This window comes from Paractinoplanes abujensis, from assembly GCF_014204895.1.
Classification (GTDB): domain Bacteria; phylum Actinomycetota; class Actinomycetes; order Mycobacteriales; family Micromonosporaceae; genus Actinoplanes; species Actinoplanes abujensis.
This window is the reverse complement of sequence record NZ_JACHMF010000001.1, coordinates 6,647,457-6,663,093: the sequence shown is the minus strand read 5'-3', so window position 1 is coordinate 6,663,093 and position 15,637 is coordinate 6,647,457. Positions and strand designations below refer to the sequence as shown.

General features: G+C 70.0%; 16 protein-coding genes. 12 read left to right on the top strand and 4 right to left on the bottom strand.

Going from position 1 to position 15,637, the window contains the following annotated elements; all coding sequences use genetic code 11:
* Positions 1–252: 252 nt before the first annotated feature.
* From purS to purL, 3 genes are read left to right on the top strand one after another with little or no spacing between them, the layout of a single operon-like run.
* Positions 253–510 (top strand): phosphoribosylformylglycinamidine synthase subunit PurS, encoded by a 258-nt coding sequence (gene purS, locus BKA14_RS30525; protein ID WP_184954247.1) that lies wholly within the window; start codon positions 253–255, stop codon positions 508–510.
* Complete coding sequence (gene purQ, locus BKA14_RS30520; protein WP_184957046.1) at positions 507–1,214, top strand: phosphoribosylformylglycinamidine synthase subunit PurQ; 708 nt, start codon at positions 507–509, stop codon at positions 1,212–1,214. Before purS ends, purQ begins: the two co-directional genes overlap by 4 nt.
* On the top strand, positions 1,214–3,679 hold the full coding sequence (purL, locus tag BKA14_RS30515; protein WP_239093105.1) for a phosphoribosylformylglycinamidine synthase subunit PurL: 2,466 nt from the start codon (positions 1,214–1,216) through the stop codon (positions 3,677–3,679). The genes purQ and purL overlap by 1 nt, the downstream gene beginning before the upstream one ends.
* Positions 3,680–3,736: 57 nt before the next feature.
* On the opposite strand, the gene BKA14_RS30510 is transcribed toward purL, so the two are convergent.
* Positions 3,737–5,608: a carboxypeptidase-like regulatory domain-containing protein gene (locus tag BKA14_RS30510; protein WP_184954246.1), complete on the bottom strand. Its 1,872-nt coding sequence runs from the start codon at positions 5,606–5,608 to the stop codon at positions 3,737–3,739.
* Positions 5,609–5,765: 157 nt separating this feature from the next.
* Here BKA14_RS30510 and BKA14_RS30505 point away from each other — a divergent pair, with 157 nt between their 5' ends.
* The 5 genes from BKA14_RS30505 to amcA all read left to right on the top strand — a co-directional run bounded on the left by BKA14_RS30505 (position 5,766) and on the right by amcA (position 10,445).
* Positions 5,766–6,137, top strand: coding sequence for a sterol carrier family protein (locus BKA14_RS30505; RefSeq protein ID WP_184954245.1), 372 nt, complete (start codon positions 5,766–5,768; stop codon positions 6,135–6,137).
* A gap of 112 nt (positions 6,138–6,249) precedes the next feature.
* The gene (gene purF / locus BKA14_RS30500) at positions 6,250–7,809 is read left to right on the top strand and encodes an amidophosphoribosyltransferase (protein ID WP_184954244.1); all 1,560 of its coding nucleotides are present in this window, start codon (positions 6,250–6,252) and stop codon (positions 7,807–7,809) included.
* Between the two features lie 34 nt (positions 7,810–7,843).
* Complete coding sequence (gene purM / locus BKA14_RS30495) at positions 7,844–8,995, top strand: phosphoribosylformylglycinamidine cyclo-ligase (protein ID WP_184954243.1); 1,152 nt, start codon at positions 7,844–7,846, stop codon at positions 8,993–8,995.
* Between the two features lie 153 nt (positions 8,996–9,148).
* Positions 9,149–10,252: a cyclophane-forming radical SAM peptide maturase AmcB gene (gene amcB, locus BKA14_RS30490; RefSeq protein WP_184957045.1), complete on the top strand. Its 1,104-nt coding sequence runs from the start codon at positions 9,149–9,151 to the stop codon at positions 10,250–10,252.
* On the top strand, positions 10,221–10,445 hold the full coding sequence (gene amcA / locus BKA14_RS30485; protein WP_184954242.1) for a multiple cyclophane-containing RiPP AmcA: 225 nt from the start codon (positions 10,221–10,223) through the stop codon (positions 10,443–10,445). The genes amcB and amcA overlap by 32 nt, the downstream gene beginning before the upstream one ends.
* A 266-nt stretch (positions 10,446–10,711) precedes the next feature.
* Here amcA and BKA14_RS30480 read toward each other — a convergent pair whose 3' ends face one another.
* The gene (locus BKA14_RS30480) at positions 10,712–10,924 is read right to left on the bottom strand and encodes a DUF3073 domain-containing protein (protein WP_133873684.1); all 213 of its coding nucleotides are present in this window, start codon (positions 10,922–10,924) and stop codon (positions 10,712–10,714) included.
* Between the two features lie 243 nt (positions 10,925–11,167).
* Positions 11,168–12,247 carry a Leu/Phe/Val dehydrogenase gene (locus BKA14_RS30475; protein WP_184954241.1) on the bottom strand — a complete coding sequence of 360 codons (1,080 nt, stop codon included), beginning with the start codon at positions 12,245–12,247 and terminating at the stop codon, positions 11,168–11,170.
* 153 nt (positions 12,248–12,400) lie between these two features.
* Between BKA14_RS30475 and BKA14_RS30470 the strand changes: the two genes are divergently transcribed.
* Together BKA14_RS30470 and BKA14_RS30465 are read left to right on the top strand one after the other, a co-directional pair.
* Positions 12,401–13,240 (top strand): DUF8083 family protein, encoded by an 840-nt coding sequence (locus BKA14_RS30470; RefSeq protein WP_184954240.1) that lies wholly within the window; start codon positions 12,401–12,403, stop codon positions 13,238–13,240.
* A 282-nt stretch (positions 13,241–13,522) separates the two neighbouring features.
* The gene (locus tag BKA14_RS30465) at positions 13,523–13,732 is read left to right on the top strand and encodes a BldC family transcriptional regulator (protein ID WP_014687221.1); all 210 of its coding nucleotides are present in this window, start codon (positions 13,523–13,525) and stop codon (positions 13,730–13,732) included.
* 92 nt (positions 13,733–13,824) lie between these two features.
* Here the strand turns inward: BKA14_RS30465 and BKA14_RS30460 are convergent, their stop codons facing one another.
* Complete coding sequence (locus tag BKA14_RS30460) at positions 13,825–14,202, bottom strand: PPOX class F420-dependent oxidoreductase (RefSeq protein WP_184954239.1); 378 nt, start codon at positions 14,200–14,202, stop codon at positions 13,825–13,827.
* A gap of 18 nt (positions 14,203–14,220) precedes the next feature.
* On the opposite strand from BKA14_RS30460, the gene BKA14_RS30455 reads away from it, so the two are divergent.
* Positions 14,221–15,000 carry a class I SAM-dependent methyltransferase gene (locus tag BKA14_RS30455; RefSeq protein WP_184954238.1) on the top strand — a complete coding sequence of 260 codons (780 nt, stop codon included), beginning with the start codon at positions 14,221–14,223 and terminating at the stop codon, positions 14,998–15,000.
* Positions 14,997–15,563, top strand: coding sequence for an RNA 2'-phosphotransferase (locus BKA14_RS30450; RefSeq protein ID WP_184954237.1), 567 nt, complete (start codon positions 14,997–14,999; stop codon positions 15,561–15,563). Before BKA14_RS30455 ends, BKA14_RS30450 begins: the two co-directional genes overlap by 4 nt.
* The last annotated feature ends 74 nt before the right edge of the window (positions 15,564–15,637 follow it).

Here is a 15,637-nt window from a genome sequence, read left to right as displayed (position 1 = left end):
CGCACGGCCTCGATGGAGATCGATGAGCTGACCGTATGTGCCCGCCTGGGGGCCGCCTAGAACCCAGTTCACTCCTATTACGATGTGATGACCCGGGGTTGATTGAAGTTTTGATCGACCCGGTGTTCCAGATCACCAGGGAGTTGGCTGCTCAGCGCCCCCGGCGTCGCGTGCGCGACACCGGCCGAGAATCCCGTAGCGTGGCTCGCAAGGTAGGCTCGCCGTGCTTACACCTATCAGTCAGGAGTGCCCGTGGCTCGCGTCGTGGTCGACGTCATGCTGAAGCCGGAGATCCTTGATCCGCAGGGCCAGGCGGTCGCGAATGCGCTGCCCAGGCTCGGCGTCACCGATGTCTCGTCCGTCCGCATCGGCCGGCGCATCGAGATCGAGTTCGACGGCACGCCCGATCTGGACCGGGCTCGTGAGATCGCCGACAAACTGCTCGCCAACCCGGTGATCGAAGACTTCACCATCCACGTCCACGAGGACGCTACGGCGGAGGTCGCCTGACCATGCGCATCGGTGTGGTCACCTTCCCGGGTTCGCTGGACGACGGGGACGCGGCCCGCGCCGCGCGCATCGCCGGCGCCGACGTCGTCCGCCTCTGGCACGGCGACCCCGACCTGCACGGCGTCGACGCCGTGGTGCTGCCCGGCGGCTTCTCCTACGGCGACGCCCTGCGCTGTGGCGCCATCGCCCGGTTCGCCCCGGTCATGGAAACGATCATCGACGCGGCCCGCGGCGGGCTGCCGGTGCTCGGCATCTGCAACGGTTTCCAGATCCTCTGCGAGGCGCACCTGCTTCCCGGCGCGCTCACCCGCAACCAGCACCTGCACTTCCGCAACCGCGACCAGTTCCTCCGGGTCGAGTCCACCGACACCGCGTGGACCAACGGCTTCACGGCCGGTCAGGAGATCCTGATCCCGGTGAAGAACGGTGAGGGCTGCTTCGTCGCCGAGGAGCGCACGCTCGACCAGCTCGAGGCCGAAGGCCGCGTGGTCGCGCGCTACCTGCGCGGAAACCCGAACGGTTCGCAGCGCGACATCGCCGCGATCACCAACGAGGCCGGCAACGTCGTCGGCATCATGCCGCATCCGGAACACGCGGTGGAGGCGCTGACCGGTCCGTCGCTCGACGGCCTCGGCTTCTTCACGTCCGTCCTGCGGGCCCTGGCCGGGGCGCCCGCGGGTGCACAAGCAGGGGGACATCAGTAATGACGACGCAGCCGGACACGGCCGTCGCGCCGAAGCAGACGGGCTTCGCCGCGACCGATGTGCTGGTCAACGAGTTCGACGGCGGCCCCGACACCGTGCAGCGCGCCGTCGGCACCCCCGACGAGCTGCAGCCGCACACCGAGCTCGGCCTCAAGGACGACGAGTACGACCGGATCCGCCAGATCCTCGGTCGCCGCCCGACCGCCTCCGAGCTGGCGATGTATTCGATCATGTGGAGCGAGCACTGCTCCTACAAGTCGAGCAAGGTGCACCTGCGGCAGTTCGGTGACAAGGCGCCCCAGGGCACCCGCATGCTGGCCGGCATCGGGGAGAACGCCGGTGTCGTGCAGATCTCCGACGAGCTGGCGGTCACCTTCAAGGTCGAGTCGCACAACCACCCGAGCTTCGTCGAGCCCTACCAGGGCGCGGCCACCGGCGTCGGCGGCATCGTGCGCGACATCCTGGCCATGGGCGCCCGCCCGATCGCGGTGATGGACCCGCTGCGCTTCGGCGCGGCCGACCACCCCGACACCGCCCGGGTGCTGCCCGGCGTGGTGGCCGGCATCGGTGGTTACGGCAATTGCCTGGGCCTGCCCAACATCGGCGGCGAGATCGTCTTCGACCCCACCTACCAGGGCAACCCGCTGGTCAACGCGCTGAGCATCGGCGTGCTGCCGGTCGAGCGTCTTCAGCACAAGGAGGCCGCGGGCGTCGGCAACGTCGTCGTGCTGCTCGGCGCGCGCACCGGCCGCGACGGCATCGGCGGCGTCTCCGTGCTGGCCTCGGCCACCTTCGACGAGGAGGCCGAGCAGCGCCGCCCGTCGGTGCAGGTCGGCGACCCGTTCATGGAGAAGCTGCTGATCGAGAGCTGCCTCGAGCTCTACGACGCCGGTCTCGTCGCCGGCATTCAGGACCTCGGCGGCGCCGGCCTGACCTGCGCGCTCACCGAGACCGCGGCCGCGGCCGGCACCGGCATGCGGGTGTGGCTGGAGCGGGTGCCGCTGCGCGAGGCGTCCATGTCGCCCACCGAGATCCTGGCCAGCGAGTCGCAGGAGCGCATGCTCCTGATCGTCACGCCCGGCAACCTGGAGCGGGTGCTCTCGGTCGCCGAGAAGTGGGGCGTCTGGGCCACCGCGATCGGTGAGGTCACCCCGGCCGGTGACGACGGTTCGCCGGGCCGCCTCGTGATCACCTGGAACGACCACGTCGTGGTGGACGTGCCCCCGGGCTCGCTCGCCGACGACGGCCCGGTCTACGCCCGGCCGATCCGCGAGCCGGCCGACTTGATACTGCTTCAGGCCGACAAGGCCGAGACGCTGCCCCGCCCGTCGACCGGCGACGAGCTGCGCGAGACGGTGCTGCGCATGATCGCTTCGCCGAATCTGTGCGACAAGTCGTGGGTGACCGAGCAGTACGACCGGTACGTGCTCGGCAACACCGTGCTGGCCCAGCCGGAAGACTCGGGTGTGCTGCGCATCGACGAGAAAACCGGCCTGGGCGTGGCCCTGTCGGTCGACGGCAACGGCCGGTTCGCCCGCCTCGACCCGTACGAGGGGGCCAAGCTCGCGCTGGCCGAGGCGTATCGCAACGTGGGCGTCACCGGGGCTGAGCCGGTCGCCGTGACCGACTGCCTCAACTTCGGTTCCCCCGAGGACCCGGCCGTAATGTGGCAGTTCGCCGAGGCCGTGCGCGGCCTGGCCGACGGCTGCCAACAGCTCGGCACCCCGGTCACCGGCGGCAACGTCAGCTTCTACAACCAGACCGGCGCCGCCGCGATTCACCCCACCCCGGTGGTCGGCGTGCTGGGCGTCTTCGACGACGTTGCCCGGCGCATCCCGATGGGCTTCCCGGCCACCACCGGTGACGGTGACCTGATCTTCCTGCTCGGCGAGACCTCCTGCGAGCTCTCCGGCTCCGAGTGGGCCTGGGTCACCCACGGCCACCTCGGCGGCCGCCCGCCCAAGGTCGACCTCGAGGCCGAGCGCCGGCTGGCCATGCTGATGGCTCGCGCCTCCCAGGCCGGTCACGTCGGCGCCGCGCACGACCTCTCCGACGGTGGCCTCGCGCAGGCCCTGGTCGAGAGCTGTCTGCGGCGCAACGTGGGGGCCCAGGTGACGCTGCCCGAGGACGGGCAGTCCGCGTTCGTGCACCTGTTCAGCGAGTCGGCCGGCCGCGCGCTGGTCGCGGTGCCGCGCGGGCACGACAAGGCGTTCGTGGCCCTCGCGGCGGAGTTCGGCGTGCCCTGCACTCCGCTCGGCGCCACCTCGGCCGAGCCGGTGCTCGACGTGCGCGACCAGTTCACCCTGCCGCTCGACGAGGCCCGCGCGGCCCACGAGGCGACCCTGCCGGCGCTGTTCGGTGGCGTGGCCGAACTGGCCAACCGGCACGGCGACCCGGAGCACGCGGCCGACCCGACGGCGTCCGCGAGCCGCGGTGACGAGGAGTCCGGCGCTCCCACCGCCTGACCCCGGCAAGCAAAAGAGCCGGCCAGCGTTTCCGCTGGCCGGCTCTTTTATGTCTGCTCAGTAGTCGTGACCGCCACGTCGAGGACCGGGAGTGTCCTGACGCTGCTGGCCACCGTACGTGCCACCGCCGCGCTGGGTGCCGTACTGCTGCTGATTCTGCTGGTCCTCGTAGCCACCCTGGTAGCCGCCGCGCTGGTCGTAACCGTCGTCGTAGCCACCGCGCTGGTCACCCTGGTAGCCCTGGCCGTCGTCGTAGCCGCCGCCGTACTGCTGGGTGCCCCCGCCGTACTGGCCGCCGCCACCGTACTGCTGGCCGCCCTGCGGGCCGTAACCGTTGTTGTCGAGGCCGTCGCCGGGGGCGCCCCACTGTCCGTAGCCGCCCTGGTCGGCCTGCTCCTGTCCGTAGCCGCCGGACTGGTAGCCGCCGCCCTGGTCGTAGCCGCCCTGGTCGCCGCCGTAATGCTGGTTGCCGTACTGCTGGCCCTGGTCGTAACCGCCGCCGTAGCCGCCGTCGTCGGCGCCGCCGTCGGGGCGGTACATGCCGGTGGCCTCGCTGTACGCGCCGTAGCCGCCGCCCGGGTTGCCGCCCTGCGGAGCGTAGCCGTCGTCCTGCGGGCGTCCGTACTGAGTGGACTCGCCGTACTGTTGCCGGCCACCGCCGTACTGCTGCGTGCCCCCGCCGTACTGCTGGCTGTTGCCCTGGTCCCACCCACCGGCCGCGGCACCGGTGAAACCGCCCGGCTGCGGCATCGGAGCGCCGTACGGGTCGGGGAACTCGTCCTCGGCGGGCACCGGGCGCTGCAGCACCGTCGGCGCGTCGGCCATCGACGGCGCGCCCGACAGCGGGGCAATCATGGTCGCGTCGTTGGCCCGGCCGCCACCGACCGGCGCCGCGACCCGGGTGGCGTCGCTGAAACCGCCCCGGCTCGGTGGCACACCGACGGCGCCGGCGCCGCCCAGACCGCTCGGGTCGTCGTCGTCACCATCGTTGTTGCTGCGGCGGCGCAGGACCACGAGCACGATCGCGCCGATGCCGGCCGCGACGAGCAGGATGCCGATGATGATGAAGAGCATCGAGCCGCCCTCATCCTCACCGGCGGCGTTGTTGGCCGCGGGGTCGGTGGTCGCCACCGTGTCGGCGGGGGCCGTCTCGACGCTGGGGTCGCTGGTCGGCACGGAGCTGGTGGCCGCCGCGGGCGCGGTAGTGGGCGGCGTGGTCGCCACGACCTTCGACTTCAGCGTCAGCGCGATGACTGCGCTCTGACCGGCCTGGACCTGCCGCTGCACCCCGGCGTTCTCGAAGCCGTCCTTGCCGGCGCCGATGGAGATCGTGCCGGGCGCGATCGGGTTGTTGTCACTGGAGCGGAACGAATACTGACCGGAGCCGTCCGACGTGGTCTGGAACTGGCGGCCGGTGCTGTCCTTCATGCCGACGAGGGCACCCGCGACGGCCTTGCCGTCCTGGTCCTTGATGCGGCCGGAGATCTGCTGGACGGCCTCGGGGCGATCCGGGCCGATGATCGTGATCTGCTGGCTGGCCTGATTCGTCTCGCCGTTGATCGTGGCGATGATGGTCACCGAGGCCTGCCGGTTCTGCCCGGCGTTGACGTTGGGCGCGGTGAGCTGGACGGAGAAGTCACGTCCACCGCCGTCGACCTGGGTGAAGCGCCGGCAGTCCTGGCCGTCGCAGTCCATGCCACCGCCGTTCACGACGATGTTCACCCCGGTGCGTCCACCGTTCTCATTGGTGTCGGCGACGCGGAACTTCATCTCGACGCTGGCCCCGGACCGGACCTCGGTCTGCAGGTCGGTGATCTGCACGTCCGGCGGGCTGGCGAGCGCCATCGCGGGCGCGACGAAGAGTCCGCCCAAGGCCACCGCCAGTAACGCACCGGCCTGGGCCGCCCGGGTCCGTAGGTGCGTTCTCACCTTCCACCGCCTTCCGGTCGCACGGTTGTCGGCTCCTCTTCGGTGCCGCTTACATCCCGCGACTAAAACACCGTCGGCCACTATGCCTTGTCACACGTCCATCGCGCGACCCAGGGCCGCGTACCAATCTCGCTGAAGCGAGTCGTATCGTCCCGACGTGTCCCCTGCGCACAATAAATCCGAGTCCGTCAAGCAAGCGTTGGACGCGCTGGACCGAGGCGTCGAACCCGAGAGATCAGTGCTGCGTGACGCTGTGCGAGCACTGCTGGCCGAGTTGTCCCGCAAGGCGCCCGGCCGATCGGTGGAGGTCCGGATTCCGCCTTTCGGTGCGATTCAGTGTGTTCCTGGTCCTAGACACACCCGCGGCACCCCGCCCAATGTGGTCGAAGCCGATCCCGTCACGTGGCTGCTCGTCGCCACGGAGCGTGTGACCTGGGCCGATGCGCTGGGTGACGGCCGTCTGCGGGCGAGCGGCATTCGCACCGACCTGACCGAATACCTTCCGCTCACCGGCGAGAACGGTGCGTAGTAGGAGGTACGGCACCGGTCACTGAACCCGGCCCGGGCGCGGCGGCTCGCGTACACTGGTCGGTCGGAGCGGTCCAGCACGTTTCACAGCAGATCAGCATGAGGGAGCAACAGTGCCCCGAGGCGACGGCCGGTTGACCGACGATCTCGACCCCCAGGAGCGTGGCCCCCAGGATGCCTGCGGCGTCTTCGGCGTCTGGGCCCCCGAGGAAGAGGTCGCCAAACTCACCTACTTCGGGCTATTCGCTCTGCAGCACCGTGGCCAGGAGGCCGCCGGTATTGCGGTGAGTGACGGTTCGGGTGTGGTGGTGTACAAGGACCTCGGCCTCGTGTCGCAGGTCTTCGACGAGCCGACCCTGGCCAGCCTGCGCGGCCACCTCGCGATCGGCCACACGCGCTACTCCACCACCGGCGGCTCGAACTGGGAGAACGCCCAGCCGACGATCCGGGCCACCACTGCCGGCACGACGATCGCGCTGGCCCACAACGGCAACCTGGTCAACACCGCCGAGCTGGCCCGTGAGGTCGCCGAGCGGGGCCTGGAGGCCGACAGCGCCACCTCCGACACCGCGCTGGTCACCACGCTGCTGGCCAGCCGGCCCGACCTGTCGGTGGAGGCCGCCGCGCTCGAGGTGCTGCCCGGCCTCAAGGGCGCCTTCAGCTTCGTCTTCATGGACGAGAGCACCCTCTACGCGGCCCGCGACCCCCAGGGCGTCCGTCCGCTGGTGCTCGGCCGCATGGACCGGGGCTGGGTGGTCGCCAGCGAGACCGCCGCCCTCGACATCGTCGGCGCGAGCTTCGTGCGCGAGGTCGAGCCGGGCGAGATGCTCGCGGTCGACGAGCACGGCCTGCGGTCCACCCGGTTCGCCGCGCCCGAGCCCAAGGGCTGCCTCTTCGAGTACGTCTACCTGGCCCGCCCCGACACGACGATCGCCGGCCGCAACATGTATTCGGCCCGCGTCGAGATCGGCCGCGTGCTGGCCCGCGAGCACCCCGTCGAGGCCGACCTGGTCATCCCGGTCCCCGAGTCGGGCACCCCGGCTGCGATCGGTTATGCCGAGGAATCCGGCATCACCTTCAGCGCCGGCCTGACCAAGAACGCGTACGTGGGCCGCACCTTCATCCAGCCGTCGCAGACGATCCGGCAGCTCGGCATCCGGCTCAAGCTCAACCCGCTGCGCGAGGTCGTGCGGGGCAAGCGCCTGGTCGTGGTGGACGACTCGATCGTCCGCGGCAACACCCAGCGCGCCCTGGTGCGCATGCTGCGCGAGGCCGGCGCGCTGGAGGTGCACGTGCGCATCTCGTCACCGCCGGTCAAGTGGCCCTGCTTCTACGGCATCGACTTCGCCACCCGGGCCGAGCTCCTGGCCAACGGGCTCGACAACGAGGGCATCCGCCGCTCGATCGGGGCCGACTCCTTGGGTTATGTTTCCCTGGACGGTCTGGTGTCGGCCACCGAGCAGCCGAAGACCCGCCTGTGCATGGCGTGCTTCGACGGGCACTACCCGATCGAGCTGCCGGCCGGCAACCTGATCGGCAAGCACCTGCTCGAGGGGGTCGGCAAGCGCGCCTCCATGCCGTCGGCGTCCGACGAGGCCGCGACCGCCGCGGTGGCCGAGCTCGAAACCGAGTACGACGTGCGCGAGCTGGCCGGTCAGGGCGGCGGCGCGTGACTTTGACGAACGAAACACCTCTAAGGGGAGAAGCGTGACGCACGTGTCCGAGCGCAACGGTGCCGGGTCCAACGGCGCTGAGGGCGCCGACCGCCAGCCCTGGACGGCCGGCGCCGGCCGCGGGATGCGTAAGCGCACGGCGACGTACGCGGACGCGGGCGTCTCGATCGAGGCCGGTGACCGCGCCGTCGAGCTGCTCAAGTCGAAGGTCAAGCGGACCACCCGCCCCGAGGTCATGGGCGACCTGGGCGGCTTCTCGGGCCTGTTCAAGCTGAACACGGCGAAATACAAGAGCCCGATCCTGGCCTCGTCGACCGACGGTGTCGGCACCAAGCTGGTGATCGCCCAGCAGCTCGACATCCACGACACGATCGGCATCGACCTGGTCGCCATGGTCGTCGACGACCTGGTCGCGTGTGGCGCCGAGCCGCTCTTCCTGCTCGACTACATCGCCTGCGGCGAGGTCGTGCCGGACAAGGTGGCCGAGATCGGCGCCGGCATCGCCGACGGCTGCCGCTACGCGGGCTGCGCCCTGCTGGGCGGCGAGACCGCCGAGCACCCCGGCGTGCTGCGCCCCGACGAGTACGACGTGTCGGCCACGGGCGTCGGTGTCGTCGAGGAGAGCGAGATCCTCAGCAGCGAGCGGGTCGAGGTGGGCGACGCGGTGATCGCCATGCGCTCCTCGGGTCTGCACTCCAACGGCTACTCGCTCGTGCGGCACGTGCTGCTCGGCGCGGGCCGCATGCGCCTCGACTCGGTGGTCGACGACTTCGGCAGCCAGCGCACCCTGGGCGAGGAACTGCTCACGCCGACCAAGATCTACGCGAAGGACTGCCTGGGCCTGATCGAGGAGACCGACGTCCGCGCCTTCTCGCACGTGACCGGCGGCGGCATCCCGGGCAACCTCAACCGCATCCTGCCCGCCAACGCCGACGCGGTGGTCGACCGCTCGACCTGGCGCCCGCAGCCCATCTTCGACCTCATCCAGGCCAAGGGCCGGATCGAGGACAACGAGATGGAGGCCACCTTCAACATGGGCGTCGGCATGTTCGCGATCGTCTCGTCGGACGACGCCGACCGCGCGATGGCCTACCTGACCGGCCGCGGCGTCGAGGCCTGGCAGGTCGGCGAGGTCATCGACGGCACGGGTGAAGTGCAGATGATGGGGCAATACACCCGAGGCTGAGCACTGGTTCCAAATGATCCGCGTGTGTCGATATCTGGCACATGCGGATCTTTCGTTTACTCGGCTGGACCACAGAGCCTAGCCTCTGACGTGAGTTCTTCACGCTTTTCGGCCGGGGACGGGGGTACAGCGGTGGCGCACGCCTGGAGCGGGATGCGAGGCATCGCGCCGGTCCCGACCTACGTCGTCATGCAGCCCACCACGCTCTGCAATCTCGACTGCGCCTACTGCTATCTGCCGTTCCGGGCCGCCGACAAGCGCATGCCGGTCGAGGTGGCCCGGGCCGTGGCCGCCTCGGTCGAGGGGTGGGCCCGCGAAAGCCGCTTCTCGGTGGTCTGGCACGGGGGCGAGCCGCTGGCGGCCGGTCGGGAGCATCTGGCGGCCCTTCTGGCGCCGTTCGGGCCGGGCGTCGAGCATCACGTGCAGACCAACGCCACGCTGATCGACGACGCCTGGTGCGAGTTCTTCCGAGCCCACGACATGCGGGTCAGTGTCAGCGTCGACGGTCCCGAGGCACGCAACGGTGACCGGGTGACCCGGGGCGGCCGACCGGCGTACGACCGGATCGTGCGCGGCATCGAGGCGCTGCGCCGGCACGACATCCCGTTCTCCGCGCTGTGCGTGGTGAGCGACCCGCGACCCGGCGCCGCCACTGAGCTCTACGACTACTTCCTCGGCCTGGGCTGCGACGTGCTGGGCATCAACGTCGAGGAGCAGGAAGGCGTGAACACCCGGGCCAACAGCCACGCCGCGGCCGACGTGCGCGCGTTCTGGGCCGAACTGGTCACCGCCTGGCGGGCCGACCCCCGCATCCACCTGCGCGAGATCGAGTGGACCCTGCGCTACGTGGCGGCGGTGCTCGACGACACGGCCGACGCGCTGCTGCCGCGGCAACTCGACCCTATCCCCACCGTCGCGTACGACGGCTCGGTGGTGCTGCTCTCGCCCGAGTTGGCCGGCTTCTCCAATCCCCGCTACGGCGACTTCACCAGCGGCAACGTGCTGAACCGGCCGCTCGCCGACATTTTGGCCGGTGCCGCCGTCACGCCGTGGATCGGCGAGTTCCTGCGCGGCGTGGAGTCGTGCCGCGCGACATGCCCGTACTTCGGTTTCTGCGGGGGCGCCCACGCGGCCAACCGCTACTTCGAGCACGGCCGGTTCGACACCACCGAGACCGACCACTGCCGGAACAGCAAGATTCGCCTACTGGAGGGAGTGCTGGACCATGCCCGAGATCACGAGCCCTCGGCCGTCTGAAGACCTGGGGACCGATCCGGTGACGGCGCGGGTGCACGACACCCGGGACGGGCTGGCCGCGCTCATCGAGGAGGCGGAACTGGCCCGGCGAGCACGTGCGGAGAGCACAGCGGAGGAGGGTTCGGCGGTGTGCGCCTGGAACCACTTCGAGAACATCCCCACGTTCTACAACTGGAACAACCGGCCGCGCTGATGGCTCCGCTGCGCTCCGCAGGCGATCGCCCTTGGGAGGTCGATGAGCAGTCAGCCGATTTCCGGCACCGCAAACCCCGCGGCGACGAAAATCGACTGCCTGCTCATCGACGGGGCGATCGCGGGCTGTGCACGATTTTCGAGGTCCACGCAGTGTTCGAAGCCCACGCGAGGGTTAGCCCGCGTGGGCTTCAGTTGAACCGTAGGGATTTCTGATCCGACACACACGCAAGCACGCGGAGAGCCGCGTGCTCTGTGCGATGCGGGTCAGCGCCTTGTCGGCGACCAGGAATCCTGGTCGTCGTCAGCATCATCCTCGTCATCGTCGACGAACTCATCGTTGTCGTCGTCGAAGTGACGGTCGGACTGGCGTGTTCCCGCCAGTTCGCGCTGCAAGGCGGTGAGGTCGGTGTTCGGGGAGTGATACTTCAACTCCCGGGCCACCTTCGTCTGCTTGGCCTTAGCACGGCCGCGCCCCATGGCTCGACCCCCTCGCACAGAATTCGGGGCAGCCCGAAGGCGGGCCCCGATGACGTCAGGCATCTCTCGTGGGTCTTACGGTACATGGACGATGCCGTCTTCGGCACCTCGGGTTGCGTGTGACACTGCCGCGCGTCGCGGTTTTCCGTCCCGGAACGCGCGGCAGGCACTAAACCGCTCTCTTTTCCTGCCTCCGGGCCCACCGTTCGGGTCGGCGAAGGAGACCGTTCATACGAGGTTCAGTCAGCTCACATAGATCGTGCGCAGCCGGCCGACCTCGGTCATGCGCTGCTCGGCGAGCCGGTCGGCGGCCACGGCCGGCGCCACTCCCTCACTGTCCGCCATCTGCAGGATCCGGCGGGTCGTGTCGAAGATGCCGGTGGCCCGCAGCTTGGCCCGCTCGAAGTTGAAGCCCTCGATCTCGTCGGCCACCTGGATCACGCCGCCCGCGTTGACCAGATAGTCGGGCGTGTAGAGGATGCCCCGCTCGGCCAGCGTCTTCTCGATGCCGGGGTGCGCCAGTTGATTGTTGGCACCCCCGGTGACGACCTTGGCCCGCAGCACCGGCACGGTGTCGTCGTCCAGCGCGCCGCCCAGGGCGCAGGGGGCGTAGACGTCGAGATCGGAGGTGATCAGCGCCTGCGTGTCGGCGACCAGTTCGATCTGCGGGTAGGTGGTGCGGGCCCAGCTCAGGGCGGCTTCGTTGACGTCGGTGGCGATCACCGCGGCGCCGTCCTCGATCAGGTGGCCGGCCAGATATTTGCCGACCTTGCCGAGCCCGGCGATGCCGACCGTGCGACCGGCCAGCGTGGGGCGGCCCCAGGTGTGTTCGGCGGCGGCCCGCATGCCCTGGAAGACACCCCAGGCGGTGAGGATCGAGGAGTCGCCGGCGCCGCCGTGCTCGACGCTGCGGCCGGTGGCGTAGCGGGTCTCGCGGGCGATCACGTCCATGTCGGGGACGTAGGTGCCGACGTCGCACGCGGTGTAGTAGCGCCCGTGCAGCGACTCGACGAAGCGCCCGTACGCCCGGAGCAGCCCCTCGGACTTCGCGCGGGCCGGGTCGCCCCAGATCACTGCTTTGCCGCCGCCGAGGTCGAGACCGGCCAGGGCATTCTTGTACGCCATGCCGCGGGAGAGCTTCAACACGTCGGCCAGGGCCGCGGCCTCACTCTCGTACGGGTAGAAACGGGTGCCGCCGAGTGCGGGCCCGAGGGCCGTGGAGTAGATCCCGATGATCGCCTTGAGGCCGGTCTGCCTGTCCTGGCAGAAGACGACCTGTTCGTGACCGCTGGCGTCGGTGCCGTCGGTGTCGAACACGCCCATGGCTGTTCTCCTGATCCTGTGTCGAGGCCCTCGTGGGGCGGGGAGTGCCGGCGGGGGTGGGCCGGACGAATCCGAGCCTAGTCGGGCGTCCGGTGGCGGGAATCCGTCCGCGCGGGAAGTTCAATGCGGGCGAATTCGTGAAAGGATCGCGCCGTGCCGTCACTGTTCGCGTCGTACCTGAGGGTTTACGAACCACTGACCGCCTTCGACCGCGACCGTCAGGTTTTCTGGCGTAAGTACGCTCGCGAGGGCCGCGCCCTGGGCCCCGTCGAGGGTCCGGTCCGGCAGCGCTCGGCCGTGCTCGAGGCGCTGGGTGCCGGCTGGACCCGGCTGCCCGACCTGCCCGACGAGGCGTACGTGCTGCAGTGGGCCGACTCGCTGCTGATCTGCCCGTGGAACCTGCGTCTGCGCGTCGCCGAGGCGGCCCTCAACGCCCGCGACGGCGTGCCCAGCGTGCTGGCCGACGCCTTCGTGCCGCCCGTGCTGGCGGGCCAGGCCAAGGCGGTCGTGGAGGACTGGCGCAGCGGGGCCAAGGTGCTCGAGCACGGGGTGCCCCGGGTGCACGAGCAGATCGCCACGTGGGGCGTGCCGCTGCGCTGGTTCGTCTTCGTCGACCTGGAGGAACGTGAGATCGACCTGTCCGCGGGCCGGCGCACGCTGCGTTACCGTACGGAGATCTCCAAGGCCCGGCGCCGGGCTCACCGCGGGGTGGCCGTGCTGCGTAAGTCGCTGGGCGACGCGCCGATCACCGAGGCGGTCGAGGAGGGCACGCGGTGGCTCGAGGAGTTCCATCCGCGCTCGATCGTCGAGCTTGACTACGGCGGCCTCGTCAACCTCCTCCCGGATGACGTTCTCGCTGGTGACGATTCACCCGGACTGGTGGCGGCCGGACTGTCGGCACTGTCCCGCGGGGACGCCGACGACGCCTCCTCCGTCTACGAGAAGCTCGTCGATCGCTGGCGGGCTGTCCAGTTGCTGGAGAGGTGCAACTGAGCTGCGGCGATGCGGACAGAAGGGCGGTTTTCACCACTCTTGGGAGCGCTCCCGAGGCGAATACTCTTCGTAATGACCGATCCCCGAAGCGTGATAATCGGACTAAACGAGACACTATCTGGCGTAGAAAACACGCAAAAATCGGGCATGCTTCATCCGTCTATCTGGGGACCTTCGTCCGTTCGGCCCATGTCGGACATCGGGGACTAGCCGGACCATGAGAGACGCACCGGCCGGCGGGACCCCGGCCGTTGTCTATAGGTACCTGTGGAGGAGTGACCGATGGCATCGCGTACGCACGATCCTGAGCCGCTACTAACGCCGGCCGAGGTGGCGTCGATGTTCCGTGTCGACCCGAAGACCGTCACCCGGTGGGCGAAGGCAGGCAAGCTGAGTGCTATCCGCACTCTGGGCGGCCACCGTCGTTACCGGGAGTCGGAGGTTCGCGCCCTGCTGCAGGGACAGATTCCCACGCAGCGTCAGGGCGACTGACCTCAGTCGATTCGCGAGATCGTTGCTAAGGGGCGAGCGTCGGGGAAGGCGATCGCCCCTTCTTCGTGTCCGGACCAGTTCCCGGCCCGGCCTCAGACCGGGTCGATGATGATCACGGTGATCCGGTCGCGCTGGCCCAGCAGCTTGTAGCGCAGCGTGCCGAAGAGGCCGAGCATGCGGTATTTCCGGCCCAGCACCCCGGCGAAGTGGTCGCGCTCGGCCGCGTCGCCGATGCGGGCCCGGCCCTCGACAGCCTCGCCCCGCACGTTGCCGCGCACGTCGCAGGCCGCCACCGTGACTTTCGGGTTGTTGCGGACGCGCTTCACCTTCCAGGTGCCGGTGACCGTCCAGATCGCCACCCCGGCGCCGGCCGGCAACACCCAGACCGCCGTGGGCACCGGCGTTCCGTCCTTGCGATAGGTCGTCAGAGAGACGTACTTCTCCGAACCGAGTTGCTCCAGCGTCGGCATGAGCCAAGGGTAGTGGTCATGACGGAACCACTCATCGGCGACGTGTTCGGCGAGATGATCAGAGACGCGTACGCCGTACGCACCGGTGTCGGACCACGGCCGCTGGCCGGTGGGCGGGTGCCGCGCCCGGTGATCGAGGTGATCGAGCGCGACGACGGCCTGATCAACGGGGCCCCGGCCGATCACTACCTGGGCGGCCCGGACGAGTGGCAGCCGCACGACCACCGCGCGTTGCGGCTCTGCCGCGGGCACGTGCTCGACATCGGGGCCGGCGCGGGCCGTACGGCGGTCGAACTGCAACGCCGCGGCATGGCGGTCACTGGGCTCGACACCTCGCGCGGGGCCATCGAGATCGCCCGCAAGCGCGGCCTGCGCGACACCGTGATCACCACCGTCGACGCGTACGCGGCCGGGGCGAGCGCCCGCTACGACACGTTCCTGCTGCTCGGCAACAACCTCGGCCTGCTCGAGGGCCCGGAACGCGCGCCGGTTCTGCTGGCCGCGCTGGCCCGGCTGGCCAACCCGGGCGCGCGCATCATCGCCCAGGGCACCGACCCGTACGGCACCACCGACACCGTGCACGTCGGCTATCACCGGCTCAACCGCGAGCGCGGGCGGCTGGGTGGTCAGCTGCGGCTGCGCCTGCGGTACCGGCTGCTCGCCACCGAGTGGTTCGACTACCTCAACTGCTCGCCCGCCGAACTGGAGGAGCTGGTCGGGGGCACCGCGTGGCGGCTCAAGACGATCGACGACGAGGACCGGCCCTACTACCTCGCGGTGATGGAGCTGGCGGGGTGAGCGGGCTCAGCCGGGATCAGGTGCGGACGAGCCGCCGCATCGCTCTGGTGCTGCGGCACCGGCCCGAGTCGGCCGGGCTGACCCTGGACGCGAACGGCTGGGTGCCGGTCGCGGAGCTGCTCGCCGCGCTCGGCCTCAGCCGGGCCGAGCTCGACCACATCGTCGAGCACAACGACAAGTCCCGCTTCGCGATCGCCCGCCGCGACGACGGGGCCGACTGGATCCGGGCCAGTCAGGGGCACTCCGCGCGGGTGGAGGTGGACCTCGGCCTGCCACCCGCCGAGCCGCCGGCCGTGCTGTTCCACGGCACACCCGCGGGCAACCTCGACGCGATCCTGCGCGAGGGCCTGCGGCCGCGGAGCCGGCACCACGTGCACCTCTCGCGTGACGTGCCGACCGCTCTGGTGGTGGGGCGCCGCCGGTCGGGCGATGTCGTGGTGCTGCGAGTCGCCGCGGCCGGGATGGCCGCGGACGGGCACGTCTTCCACCGCAGCGCCAACGGGGTGTGGCTGACAACGGGCGTTCCCTCTCGCTATCTCACGCTAGAACCGACAAATCCGTAATTCCGCAGGTTGATCAGCACTCCACAGTGGCCGAACGTCACAGTCGGGCGCACCCGCCGTTAGCGTGGGTAAGC